This is a genomic window from Halorubrum xinjiangense (genome assembly GCF_049604745.1).
GTDB classification, from domain to species: domain Archaea; phylum Halobacteriota; class Halobacteria; order Halobacteriales; family Haloferacaceae; genus Halorubrum; species Halorubrum xinjiangense_A.
In genome coordinates this window covers 726593-738604 of record NZ_CP187140.1, presented here as the reverse complement: position 1 = coordinate 738604, position 12012 = coordinate 726593, and the positions used below count along the sequence as shown (strand labels likewise).

11 protein-coding genes are annotated in these 12012 nt (G+C 71.0%); 6 read left to right on the top strand and 5 right to left on the bottom strand.

Going from position 1 to position 12012, the window contains the following annotated elements; all coding sequences use genetic code 11:
• The first annotated feature begins 161 nt into the window (after positions 1-161).
• Entirely contained in the window at positions 162-1373 is a 1212-nt protein-coding gene (locus tag ACOZ35_RS04695) for an iron-containing alcohol dehydrogenase family protein (RefSeq protein ID WP_424016031.1), read from the top strand.
• A gap of 26 nt (positions 1374-1399) precedes the next feature.
• On the opposite strand, the gene ACOZ35_RS04690 is transcribed toward ACOZ35_RS04695, so the two are convergent.
• The 5 genes from ACOZ35_RS04690 to ACOZ35_RS04670 all read right to left on the bottom strand — a co-directional run bounded on the left by ACOZ35_RS04690 (position 1400) and on the right by ACOZ35_RS04670 (position 5478).
• Positions 1400-1789 (bottom strand): nuclear transport factor 2 family protein, encoded by a 390-nt coding sequence (locus ACOZ35_RS04690; protein ID WP_424015292.1) that lies wholly within the window; start codon positions 1787-1789, stop codon positions 1400-1402.
• A complete protein-coding gene (locus tag ACOZ35_RS04685) occupies positions 1773-2966 on the bottom strand; it encodes a potassium channel family protein (protein ID WP_424015291.1) in 1194 nt (397 codons plus the stop codon). Before ACOZ35_RS04685 ends, ACOZ35_RS04690 begins: the two co-directional genes overlap by 17 nt.
• A gap of 77 nt (positions 2967-3043) precedes the next feature.
• A complete protein-coding gene (locus tag ACOZ35_RS04680; RefSeq protein WP_424015290.1) occupies positions 3044-3568 on the bottom strand; it encodes a hypothetical protein in 525 nt (174 codons plus the stop codon).
• 36 nt (positions 3569-3604) lie between these two features.
• A complete protein-coding gene (mch, locus tag ACOZ35_RS04675) occupies positions 3605-4543 on the bottom strand; it encodes a methenyltetrahydromethanopterin cyclohydrolase (RefSeq protein WP_424015289.1) in 939 nt (312 codons plus the stop codon).
• 446 nt (positions 4544-4989) lie between these two features.
• The gene (locus tag ACOZ35_RS04670) at positions 4990-5478 is read right to left on the bottom strand and encodes a hypothetical protein (RefSeq protein WP_424015288.1); all 489 of its coding nucleotides are present in this window, start codon (positions 5476-5478) and stop codon (positions 4990-4992) included.
• A 261-nt stretch (positions 5479-5739) separates the two neighbouring features.
• Between ACOZ35_RS04670 and ACOZ35_RS04665 the strand changes: the two genes are divergently transcribed.
• The 5 genes from ACOZ35_RS04665 to ACOZ35_RS04645 all read left to right on the top strand — a co-directional run bounded on the left by ACOZ35_RS04665 (position 5740) and on the right by ACOZ35_RS04645 (position 11977).
• Complete coding sequence (locus ACOZ35_RS04665) at positions 5740-6477, top strand: DUF726 domain-containing protein (protein WP_424016030.1); 738 nt, start codon at positions 5740-5742, stop codon at positions 6475-6477.
• 120 nt (positions 6478-6597) lie between these two features.
• Entirely contained in the window at positions 6598-7440 is an 843-nt protein-coding gene (locus tag ACOZ35_RS04660) for a translation initiation factor eIF-2B (RefSeq protein ID WP_424015287.1), read from the top strand.
• 129 nt (positions 7441-7569) lie between these two features.
• The gene (locus ACOZ35_RS04655) at positions 7570-8556 is read left to right on the top strand and encodes a DUF7260 family protein (RefSeq protein ID WP_424015286.1); all 987 of its coding nucleotides are present in this window, start codon (positions 7570-7572) and stop codon (positions 8554-8556) included.
• A gap of 97 nt (positions 8557-8653) precedes the next feature.
• On the top strand, positions 8654-10738 hold the full coding sequence (locus tag ACOZ35_RS04650) for an AMP-dependent synthetase/ligase (RefSeq protein WP_424015285.1): 2085 nt from the start codon (positions 8654-8656) through the stop codon (positions 10736-10738).
• 63 nt (positions 10739-10801) lie between these two features.
• Positions 10802-11977 (top strand): sensor histidine kinase, encoded by a 1176-nt coding sequence (locus ACOZ35_RS04645; RefSeq protein ID WP_424015284.1) that lies wholly within the window; start codon positions 10802-10804, stop codon positions 11975-11977.
• Positions 11978-12012 lie beyond the last annotated feature (35 nt).

Genomic DNA, 12012 nt, shown 5'->3' with positions numbered 1-12012 from the left:
CGTCGGGTTATAAAGCCGGCGCACGCGCGCGGGCGTGAGCGCAAACGGCAGACGCTTTGACGATCCGAGTCGACGCGCCGTCGGACCCTAATCCGGGAGATAACCGAAGTATGCGGTTCCTTCCCACAGCTACAAGCCGCGCCCCCGCGTACCGCTCCCCGATGCTACCGATCGCGGACTCCTTCGAACACGTCCACCGCGGCTGCGAGATCCGGTACGGACGAGGCCGAATCGCCGACCTCGGCGGCTGGCTCGGCGAGCGCGACCTCGACGACGCGCTCGTCGTCTGCGGCTCGAACACGGGCGCGAACGACGCGCTGATGGACCCGATACGAGAGGGGCTCGGCGACAGACTCGCCGGCGTCTTCGACGGGACAACCCCCGACAAACGGGTCGAGACCGCCTACGATCTGCTCGACGCGCGGGCCGAGGTCGGCGCGGACGTCCTCATCGTGGTCGGCGGGGGCGCCAGCCTGGACATCGCCAGACAGGCGACGCTGCTCGCGGCGGACGGCCGAGACCTCGGCGAGATCCGCGCCGACGCGGAGGACGGGCCGGAGGCGCTCGGCGACCTCGCGCCCGGAAGCGACCCAGCCTTCCCGTTCGTCGTCGTGCCGACGACGTTCGCGGGCGCGGACGTCTCCACCGGCGGGTCGCTTGAGATCTTCTCGGCGGACGAGTCTCCGACCGGCCAGCCGGTGAACGTCAGCGGGAGCGACGCGTGGCCGATCGCTGACGTCGCCGACCCCGCGCTGTTCGAGACGACGCCGAAATCGGTGCTGGCCGGGTCGGCGATGAACGGCTTCGACAAGGGGATCGAGACGCCGTACGCCGCCGACGCCGACCCGGTGAGCGACGCGGCCGCGGTCCACGGGCTTCGGCTCCTCTCGGACGCGCTGCCGCGCGTGGCCGGCGACCGGCCGGGCGGCGAGGAGGCGACCGACCGCGCGGTCGTCGGGGCGCTGCTCGTCCAGCTCGACCGCAAGATCAACGTGATCCACGCGTTCGGCCACGGGTTCGCCCGGCGCTACGACGTCCAGCAGGGCGCGATCCACGCCGTCGTCGCGCCGCACGCCCTGGCGTACCTCTTCGACGAGGTCGACGCGAGCAGGCGGGCGCTCGCGGCCGGACTAGGGATACCGACCGACGGCCGCGACGACGACGCGATCGCGGAGGACGTCGTCGAGGCGGTCGCCGAGGTCCGCGACGCGCTCGACGTCCCGAGCCGACTTCGGGACCTCCCCGAGACCGACGAAGACGACCTGCCGGCGATCGCCGAGTTCGTCGCCGAGGACCCGCCGATGGCGCGCGCGCCGGCCGACCTCGACGCGACCGCAGAGGGAATCTTAGGCGTGTTGCGCGCCGCGTGGTAGGACGGAGTCCGGCCGACTGCGGGCGCTTATGACTCGGCCGCGTACGTCTCCAGCGCGGTCAGCTTCCCGCCGTCCACGTCGACGGAGAACACATCGACGAACGCGAACAGCTCCTCGCCGTCGGCGTCGAGCAGCCGGCCGCGGACCGCCACGCCCGGACCGGCAGGATACACGCGCTCGACTGCGTGGGTCGTGTCGGTGTTCGGCCGCTCGTCGCGCATGAACGCCACGAAGCGGTCGCGTCCCTCGAAGGTTCGATCGGGGCGCCGCTGGACGAAGTCGGGGTCGAGCAGCGACGCCAGCCGGTCGTACTCGCCGGCGTCGAGCGCGTCGTAGTAGGCCCGCGCGAGCGCGGCGGGGTCGGCGTCCGCAGGCGCCACCGCCTCCCCCTCCCCTCCCTCACGCCGCGAGGGCATCGAACTCCTCGGCCGAGGTCCGGGTCCCTTTCGCGATGATCACGTCGCCGCCGCGTAGCGTGGTATCGATGTCGGGCCCGACCAACCACTCGTCGCCCGTGCGCCGGATCGCGAGGACGCTCGTCGAGATGTCGGTCGCGGGTACGCCGTCGACAACCTCGGTGCCGTCGAGGTCGCTCCCCGCGGCGACCTCGGTCCGGGTGATGATCTCGTCGGACTCCTGGACCGCCATCTCCACGACCGGGTGGACGTCGAGGTCGCGGCGGACGCCCTCGGTGATCGCGAGCGCGGCGTCGGAGATCTCCTCGGTCGCGACGCCGAGGTGGATGAGCCCGCGCAGCGACACCGGGTCGTCGGCCTCGGCGGCGGCCCGGAGCGTCCACGCCTCGAACCGCGACTGGAGCGCGTCCACCTCGATCTCGAGGTTGCTCACCTCCTCCGCGAGCTCCTCGTTGTCAAAGAGGACGGAGCCGTACGCGAGGTCGACGGCGAGCTCCGAGAGGTTCTTCATCAACACGATCGAGTCGACCGCGCGCTCGAGGTCGTCGATCGCGGGCTCGGCCTCGGGCTCCGGCTCGAACGGGTCGCCGCTCAGTTCGGGGAACACGTCGGCGACGCCCGCCTCGGGGCCGCGCAAGAGGGTCACGTCGCCCGCCTCCAGCCGCGTGGTCGGCCCGGGGTTGAGGATCCAGTCCTCGTCGCGCCGGACCGCGATGACGCGGACGCCGGTCTCCGATTCGAGGTCGATGTCGTCGAGCGTCCGGCCGGCGTACGCCGAGTCGGCGGCCACCGTCCCGCGGACGAGCGTCTCGACGCCCGCCGAGAGCGCGCCGCGCATCGCATCGGGGAGGCCGATCTCCTCGGTGACGATCTTGGCGATGTCGCCCGCGGCGTCCGCGACCTTATCGGCGGCGGCGATGACGCCGAGGACCGGCGCGAGCGTCTCCGCCTCGCTCGGATTCCGCGCCGCGAGCATTAGGCTCATCCGGGCGCGCATCTGGAGGACGTCCATCCGGTGTTCGAGCTCGACGACCTCGTGGGCGACCGTCGGGCTCCCGTGGAGGACCGCGGAGTACGAGAGGTCGATCAAAAGCTCCGCGGTGTCCTTCATCTCGACGAGCAGGTCCTTGACGCTCGTCGGCTCGTAGCGGACCGTGCGTCCGTCGAAGCGTCCCATGCGACTCCCTCTCCGGCGGCGAGTAAAAGGCTTGTTGCGGGGGCGGCGGGACGGTCGGCGCCAACCCGACGGCCGGGTCAGAGCGCGTCGCCGGCGACGTAGCCGACGGCGGCGGCCGGATCCGCGTCGCCGGCGACCGGCGCCGCCAGGTCAACGAGCGCGAGCCAGCCGAGCAGCCGGGCCGCGCGGTCGCGCCACGCGGCCTCCCAGTCGGGGTTCCGGGCCCTGTCGTGTCGCGGGACCCGCTCTCGGGTGGCCGCGAAGAGGTCGTCCGGGGTCAGCGGGTCGTCGAGCGAAGCCTCCCGCAGCGCCGCGAGCGCCTCGGGGACGAGGAGGACGCCGTCGCGGAGCCCCTCGCGAACGCGCTCGGGAGTCGGTTCGGCGTCGGCGCGGACGAACCCGCGCGAGGTCTCCTCGACGAGGCCGAGCGCGCGCAGGAACGCGAGCCAGTCGTTGGCGGTCTGCCGGTCGGGGAGGTCGCGGCGCCGACGGAGCCGAGCGCAGCAGTCGTCCGTGTCGCCCGGGACGAGCGGGACCGCGCGCTGGTACTCGCGGAGTTCGTCGAGGTCGGTCGGGGGTTCGGGGACAGGTTTGAGTCGCACGGGTTCGGGGGAATGAGATCGGGGTTTCTGCGGCGGTCAGCGGTAGCCGAACGACTCGGCGAGCAGTTCCTCGTCGGTCTCGCCGACGGTGTAGACGGGGCCGTCGACGACGTCGACGGTGACCTGCGCCGGGGCGAACACGCTCTCCGGGACGTCGTAGAAGTCCCAGTCGGCGTCCTCGAACACCTCAACGAAGGGGGTTCCGTACTCCTCGCTGGCGGTCGAGACGATTTCGCCGAAGCGGTCGTCGTCGCGCGCGACCTGGAGGTGGACCTCGCCGCCGTACGCGAGGGCGTCGTTCGTCCGGCCCATTGCCTCGGTTTCGTCGCGTGTCGATGGCGCGAGCGGCGCCGAGCCGGAGGCGTGGAGCACGTCGGTGGGCTCGTAGCCGACCTCCAGCAGTCGGAAGACGGCGAGCTCGGCGGCGCGGGCCGCGGTGGTGACGGAGCCGGCGGTCGAGCCGGTGGCGAACGTCGGGAGGAACACGCCGTCGGTGTCGACCTCGGCCATGTCGGCGACCTGCTCGGCGACTTCCTCGTCGGGCAGCGTCGTCGACTCGATCGCCAGCGTGGCGAACTCCGAGGAGTCGTAGTAGCCGACGCGTTCGAACTCGGTCTCGCGGCCGACGAGCGCGCGGGCCGGCCCGGAGCCGAGCCCCTCGAAGCCGCCCTCGGTCGTTAGCTCCCAGCCGGCCTTCTGCGAGCAGAGTAAGGCGATCGCCGGGTGGTCGGTCGACAGCTCGACGTACTGGCGCGGCGCGCCGGCGAGCTCGCCCATCCGGGTCTGGAGGTTCGCGAGCCCGGCGGTCTGGATCTCCGCGAGCAGCAGTCCCGCCTCGACACCGCCGGCCGCGTCGATTCCGAAGTCGACGACGGTGGCGCCGTTGTCCAGCTCGTAGCCGACGACGTCCAGTTCGCCGGCGAAATCGAGCGCCTCGTCGACCAGCTCGATCGCGGTCCGGTTGATGCTTTCCATGCGAGAGCCTACTCGCTCACCGTTTAAGGGGTTTGGCTGTTCGACTCGGGAACTCTCGGCATTCCACGGAGACGACATTTATAAATGAACGGTGCGGTGGCGCGTGCCGGTGAGCGGCCGATAGGCCGCGAACCGCACGCGCGAGGGAGTCGGCCGACCGAAGGGAGGCCGACGAGGCTGGGGAGGCGTGAGGTGCGGTGCGGGGTGGGACTCAAAGGGGCAGGCGCGAGAGTAGCGCAGGCGACGCAAGCACTGGAAGGAGCGAGCAGAGCGAGCGACTGAAGCGCGCAGCGAGCGTGCGCTACTCTCGCGGCTGGGGCTTTGGAGGCACTCACCGCTGCTCTCTACTCAATCATTTATAAGCGAGCGGCTAGGCTTTGGAGGTGTACTCCGGCGATCAGTCGTCTATCACTTATAAATTATCTACGAATGCGTTCGATGAGTACTCACCAGAAGCCGCCGTCGGAGTCGCCGGGGCCGCCGGCTTCGCCGGGACCAGGCGGACCACGGGGACCGCTCGGTCGTGGGTCGGGGTTGATCTCGACCGGCTCCGAGTCCGCTCCCGGATCAATTTCTCGCCCCTCTTCGAAGCGGACGAACGAGAGGTAGAAGGGTTCGCCGCAGCCGACACCCTCGGCGTCGGGTTCCCGGTACGGCTCGTCGCCGCCCACGTCGGTCCCCCGAACCCCATCGTGCGGGTCCCAGTCGACGCCGTCGCTTTCGCCGCAGACGAACCGAACACCGTCCGCCTCGACCGCGCCCCCGTCACCCTCACCGCCCTCACCCTCCTCCGCGTCGAACGGTTCCGTGGGCGCGACGTACGTCCACCCCTCCAGCGGGTACGGCGTCACCGACTTGTCCGCGAGATACCCCTCGCGTTCGAGCGCGACGAGCGTCCCGCAGTGCGGACAGTAGTACGTGACCGGGTAGCTCATACCGGACATACGAGAGCCATTGATAAACAGCCGTCGCCGCCGCGTCAGGTATTTGATCGTTCGGAGCGACGATTCGGTATCTCATCCGATACTCCCGCTGACGACTCAGACGCATCGGACGACCCCTCCAGCCTCGTCACGCGACGACGGTTCGTGTACAGCGTCGCGGCCGGGGTCGGTCTCCTCGGGGGCGGCGGGCTCTACGTCGCGAACGAGCTCGACGGCGACGCGGGCGGGTACGAGGCCCCCGACACGCAGCCGATGGTGTCGACGCGCGGGCGCCTCGACGCCGACGATCCGACGGAAAGGTCGGGGTCCTGGGCGTTCGACGACGCCGACTCCGTGGTCCTGTTCGTCCACGGGCTCGGCGCGGACGCGGCGGCGGCCCGAAACCTGGCGTACACCGCTCGGCTGGGCCTCGCCGCGGCGACGGACGCGGCGGGCGACGGCGACGCCACGGCCGAGGGCGCCCGCCCCGTGATCGGCTACTCCTGGGCATCGAACGTCGACTGGGGACCGGCCAAGGAGACCGCGGACACCAACGCCGTCCCGCTCGCCGACTGGCTGACGGCGTGGGCGGACGACGACGGACGCCCGGTCCACCTGTTCGCCCACTCGCTGGGCGCCCGCGTGACGGGCGCGACGCTCCGCGAACTCGCCGCCCGAGAGCGACCCGATGCCCTCGCCTCGGTCTCGCTGTTCGGCGGCGCGATCCCACATGACAGCGCAGCCGCCGCCGGCCGATACGGCCCCGCGATCGCGGCGCTCGACGCGCCCGTCTACAACTTCCACAGCCGGAACGACCACGTCCTCGGCTGGGTGTACCGCGCCTCGGACCGGACGCGCGCAGTCGGTCACGGCGGACTCCCTGACGCCGCGACCGCGCCCGACGGGTACGCCGACGTCGACGTCACCGATCTGGTCGCGGACCACTACTCGTACGTCGAACCCGAGGAGGGGTGTCTGCCGCGTGCGGTCGACCGGCTCGGGTTCGAGTAGCCCACCGGCGTTGCGAAACGCCTCGGGCCGCCTCGCCGAATCGCATCGGGACGCCGTGGGACACCATCCCGCTGGCTCGCCCCCGGAACCCCTTTTACCGGCGCGGTCGACCGTTCGGGCATGATCGACGAGACCGTCGCCGAGATCCGGGCGATGCGGACCCACAGCACGTCGGCGGTGGCCGTGAAGGCGACGCGGTCGCTCGCGGACCTGTTAGACCGCGAGTACGTGACCGTCGACGAGTTCGAGCGCGACCTCGAACACAACGCGGGCGTGTTGCGCCGGTCGAACCCCTCTCACGCCGCGCTCCACAACGCGATGCGCGACGTAGAACGCTCCATCGTCGGCGAGGCGACGAGCGTCGAGGGCGCGAAGCAGCTCCTCGAGGACGTGATCGCCCGCGTCGTCGACGACATCGAGACGGCGAAGGGCGAGGCGGCCGCCAACGCGGCCGAGCGCATCGAGGACGGCGACACGCTGCTCGTCCACGACTACTCGACGACGGTGCTGGAAGCGATCGAGAACGCCGCGCGCGACGGCGCGCACCTCACCGTCTACGTCACCGAGGCGCGCCCGCGCACTCTCGGCCGGAAGACCGCGCGCGTCCTCGCCGGAATCTCCCGCGTCGACGTCCGCATGGTCGTCGACAGCGCGATGGGGTACGCGCTCCGCGACTGCGACCGCGTCCTGCTCGGGATCACCTGCATCACCGGCGGGACCTACTACAACCGGATCGGCACCTTTCCCCTCGTGGTCACCGCCCGCGAACTCGGCGTCCCCGTCACCGCGGTCGGCTCGGGCGCGAAGACCATCGAGGAGTTCCGGTTCGAAAACGAGTTCCGCGACGCCGTCGAGGTGATGCGCGAGCCCGTCGAGGACGTCGAGATCGAGAACCCCAGCTACGACGCCACCCCGATCGGAATGATCGACACCGTGATCACCGACGACGGCGTCCGCGACTGAGGTCTGGTACCTTCTCGCACGCCGCGTGCCGCACCGAACGTCGCCGCACCCGCTCGAACGCCGTTTCTCCCGCCGAACGGCGCCGAGCGGCCCAAAATTCTTTGTGCGTGTACCGTGTTAACGGACACAATGAGCGTTCATCGGGGTTCCACGTCGGTCTTTCAGATTCCAGAACAGGGGGTGACGGGTGCGAACTGCGCGAGCGGCTGGTGCGAGCTGTGGGCGGTCGCGACCGAGCCGGGAGTGATCACGGCGGTCGCGCTGGCCGGCGTGCTCGCGCTGCTCGCGTTCGCGTACGTCCGCGACGCCGAGTCGGCCTGCCGCCGCGAGCGACGCCGCGTCCTCGACGAGCGGGACGCGTTCGAGTCGTTCGCCGACCGGGTCGCGGGGATCGACACCGTCTCCGTCGCGACGGACGCGACGCCCTCGGGCGTCCCCGCCGGTGCGATCCGCGGACTCGACGGCCCGGGCGGCCGACGGCGCCCCGGAGGCGGGCCGAACGCCGACAACGCCACGCTCAGGCGGGTGATGTCGGCGTACCACGACACCGTATTGTCGCTGCCGCACTACCGGGCGGAGTACGACGAGTCGGCCGCGGAGAGCCTGGCCGCGGAGCTCGGCCCGGACACGGCGACCGCGCTGGCGTCCGACGGGGGGCTGTCCAGCGGCGCCCGGTCGGCGCTCGTCGACCGGAGTCGCCGCGCCGCCGGGGCGCGCGACCAGCTCGCCGACGCGATAGGCGAGGAGATCGACGAGCTGGACGACCGGGAGGCGACGCTGTCGTCGATCGACCGCCGCCGACGCCGGCTGATCGGCCACTTGGAGGGGGTCCGGTCCGGCCGCGAGACCGACGCGGCGATCGACGTCTGGAACCGGCTGGCGGAGCTCGAAGCGGAGTGCGACGACCTCGCCGCCGATCGGCAGCGCTCGCTCGACGACCCGCCGCTGACCCCCGAAACGGCGCTCGACGAGGACCGCGAGCGCCCGTTCTACGACTACCTCTACGGCCCCACCGACGGGCCGCGGTACCCGGTCCTCGCGCAGATCGCGGAGGTCGCCGACGGGATCCGCACGGACCGGGACCGCGTCGGCACGCGGATCGCCGGCGGCCGCTGACCGCTCGCCGCCCGCTGACCGCCTAGTGGCCGCTCCGAGCGGGAAGAAACTCACAACCACCGGATTGTTTATGAAGGTAGGGCGGGACTGAGCGTGTATGAGCTGGCAAGCCGCGGAACGAGCGTTCACGGACGACGCGGTCGCCCGGGAGACGCTCCCCGAGATGTTCGAACGCACCGCTGAGCGGCACGTTGACCGGATCGCACAGCGGTACAAGGGGGGAACCCACGACCGGTCGCTCGTCGCCGCCGGGGTCGTTCCGGAGGCGCCCGCGGGCGAGTACGCGGACCTGACGTACGCCGAGATGCGCGGGATCGTCCGGAACCTCGCCGCGGGGTTCCGCGAGCTCGGCGTCGACGGCGACACGCGGGTGGCGATGTACTCGCAGACGCGCATGGAGTGGGCCCAGACAGACTTCGCGGCACTGGCTGCGGGCGCCGTCGTGACCACCGTCTACGCCTCTTCGTCGCCGAGGCAGTTGCGCTATCTTCTCGAAGACCCGGAGGCGACCGTCGTCGTCGCCGAGAGCCGCGAGATGCTCGAGGACGTGCTCGCGGTGCGCGGCGACCTCGAACACGACCTCGACGCGGTCGTGACCGTCGACGACGTGGACACCGACGATATCTCGGTCGACAACGCCGACGCCGGGCCCGATGCGCTCGACGACGTGTACACCCTCGGGGAGGTCCACGAGCGCGGCGCCGACGCGTTCGACGAGGCGGCCTACGAGGGGTGGATCGACGCCGCGGACGTCGGCGACCTCGCCAGCCTCATCTACACCTCCGGAACCACCGGGAAGCCGAAGGGCGTCCGGCTCACGCACGCGAACTTCCGCGACAACGTCTCGCAGTGTTACCGGCGGTTCGCGGACCGTCCCGACCGAGACCCGGGAGTGCCCGGCATCTCCGAGGAGACGACCACGCTCTCGTTCCTCCCGCTCGCACACGTCTTCGAGCGGATGGCGGGCCACTACATGATGTTCGCCGCGGGCGCGACGGTCGCGTACGCGGAGAGCCCCGACACGCTCCGGGAGGATTTCGGCCTCGTCCGCCCGACGACGACGACCAGCGTCCCGCGCGTCTACGAGAAGCTGTACGACGCGATCCGCGAGCAGGCGAGCGAGTCGCCGGTGAAAGAGCGCATCTTCGAGTGGGCGGTCAGCGTGGGGAAGGCCCACCACGAGGCCGACGACCCGGGCGCCCTGCTCGACGCCAAGCGCGCGGTCGCGGACAGACTGGTCTTCTCGTCGGTCCGGGACGCGATCGGCGGCAACGTCGACTTCTTCATCTCGGGCGGCGGGTCGCTGTCGGCCGAGCTGTGCGCGCTGTACCACGCGATGGACCTGCCGATTCTGGAGGGGTACGGCCTCACGGAGACCTCGCCGGTCATCAGCGTCAACCCGCCGGAGGCGCCGAAGGTCGGCACCATCGGCCCGCCGGTCATCGACACGGAGATCGCGATCGACGGCGCGGTCGTCGGCGAGGAGGTCGCGGACTTGGCCGGCGACGTGGGCGAGCTGCTCGTCCGCGGCCCGCAGGTGACCGACGGCTACTGGAACCGCCCGGCCGCGACCGCGGAGGCGTTCGTCGACGCGGACGACCTCCCCGCCGACGCCGTGACCGCCGGGACCCCGCCCGACGAGCGCGTCGGGACGGGGGAGGCGGAGCCGGACCGCGACGCCGCGGCGGCGGAGCCGTGGTTCCGCACCGGCGACATCGTCCAGCTCCGCCCCGACGGGTACGTCGCCTTCCGCGAGCGCGCCAAGCAGCTGCTCGTGCTCTCGACCGGGAAGAACGTCGCACCCGGGCCGATCGAGGACCGCTTCGCCGCCAACGAGTTCGTCGAGCAGTGCGTCGTCCTCGGGGACGGCCGCAAGTTCGTCTCCGCGCTCATCGTCCCGAACTTCGAGCGGCTCGCGGCGTGGGCCGAAAACAACGGGATCGACTTACCCGACGAGCGCGCGGCGATCTGCCGCGACGACCGGGTCCGCGAGCGGGTTCAAACGGAGGTCGACCGCGTGAACGAGGAGTTCGAGTCGTACGAGAAGATCAAGCAGTTCCGGATCGTCGAAGAGGAGTTCACCGAGGCGAACGACCTGCTCACGCCGACGATGAAGAAGAAGCGGCGGAACATCTTAGACCGGTTCGCCGACGAGGTCGAACTGATCTACGAGGAGGACTGATTCCGCCCGTCGCCGGCGGTCTCCCGAGAAAGTCCTAAACGTCGGGGGAGAGTACGGCGCTCGATGACCTCCCTCACCCCCCGCGTCGGATTCGCCGCGCTCGGCGTCCTCTGCGCCGGGCTCGGCGCCGGACATCTGGCGCTCCAGGGGAGTGGCGTTGGCTCGCTGCTCGAGTCGGCGCTCATCGTCGGGCTCTCCGGCTTCGTCTTCTATACGGTGTACGACCTGCCCGACTGGGGAATCTCGCCGACCGGCCGGTGGCGGGCGGTCCGGATCGCCGCCCTGACCGCCCTCTCGTTCGCCGCGCTCGCCGGCGTCGTCTGGCTCATCTGGCTGCTCGATCACCACGCGTTCAAGCTCTCCTTCCTGATCTCGTTCGCCGCGAGCCTCGGCGCGGCGGTCGGGTCCCGCGCGGGACCGTACGCGGTGAAGGCCGACGAGCAGCTCGTCGAGGCGCAGGAGCTCGCCACCCTGCTCTCGATCAACGACCGCGTGCTGCGCCACAACATCCGCAACGAGCTGTCGGTCGCGCTCGGCTACCTCGACGGGATCGAAGACGTCGACGACGACGCGGAGATCGCGGACCGGGCGGCGATCGTCCGGACCCACCTCGAAGAGCTCGTCGAGACGAGCGAGCGGACCCGCCGGATCGCGTCGATCTGGCGGACCGAGTCGCGCCAGTCGTTCGACCTCGTCGCCGTCGTCGAGGAACGGGTGTCGCAGGTGACCGCGGAGACGCTCGACGTCGCTGTCAGGACGGAGCTCCCTGACAGCTGCGTCGTCCGGGCGCACCCGTCGCTCCCGCTCGCGATCGAGGAGGCGCTGCGCAACGCGATCGAGCACAACGACGACGACGTGACGATTACAGTGCGCGTGGGGCGGGACGACGACGCGACGATCCTCTCGATCGCGGACACCGGACGAGGGATCCCGGAGATAGAACGGGAGACGCTCCGGAACGCCGAGGAGACACCGCTGGAACACACCGAGGGGCTCGGGCTGTGGCTGATCTACTGGACCGTCACCCGGGCCGGCGGAACGGTCGAGTTCGCAGAGAACGACCCGCACGGGACCGTCGTCCGGATCCGGCTCCCGGATCACCTCGAACCCGACGGGCCGATCGGCCCGGTCCCGGAGGGCGTCGGACTCGGCGATCGGGCGGAGAGGCCTTCCGGATGGAGCGATTCTGACTTCGCCGGAACCGGGAGAACGGACCCGGATCAGGACGGGCCCGCCTGAGCCGACGCCCCGGAGAAATACCGCTGGCGACGTGG

Coding starts and splice junctions, on each gene's coding strand:
- ACOZ35_RS04670 (WP_424015288.1), bottom strand. CDS start 5,478: ATGAGCTACCCGGTCACGTACTACTGTCCGCACTGCGGGACGCTCGTC.
- ACOZ35_RS04650 (WP_424015285.1), top strand. CDS start 8,654: ATGAGCTGGCAAGCCGCGGAACGAGCGTTCACGGACGACGCGGTCGCC.
- ACOZ35_RS04685 (WP_424015291.1), bottom strand. CDS start 2,966: ATGGGACGCTTCGACGGACGCACGGTCCGCTACGAGCCGACGAGCGTC.
- ACOZ35_RS04655 (WP_424015286.1), top strand. CDS start 7,570: ATGAGCGTTCATCGGGGTTCCACGTCGGTCTTTCAGATTCCAGAACAG.
- ACOZ35_RS04695 (WP_424016031.1), top strand. CDS start 162: ATGCTACCGATCGCGGACTCCTTCGAACACGTCCACCGCGGCTGCGAG.
- ACOZ35_RS04665 (WP_424016030.1), top strand. CDS start 5,740: ATGGTGTCGACGCGCGGGCGCCTCGACGCCGACGATCCGACGGAAAGG.
- ACOZ35_RS04660 (WP_424015287.1), top strand. CDS start 6,598: ATGATCGACGAGACCGTCGCCGAGATCCGGGCGATGCGGACCCACAGC.
- ACOZ35_RS04645 (WP_424015284.1), top strand. CDS start 10,802: ATGACCTCCCTCACCCCCCGCGTCGGATTCGCCGCGCTCGGCGTCCTC.
- mch (WP_424015289.1), bottom strand. CDS start 4,543: ATGGAAAGCATCAACCGGACCGCGATCGAGCTGGTCGACGAGGCGCTC.
- ACOZ35_RS04690 (WP_424015292.1), bottom strand. CDS start 1,789: ATGCCCTCGCGGCGTGAGGGAGGGGAGGGGGAGGCGGTGGCGCCTGCG.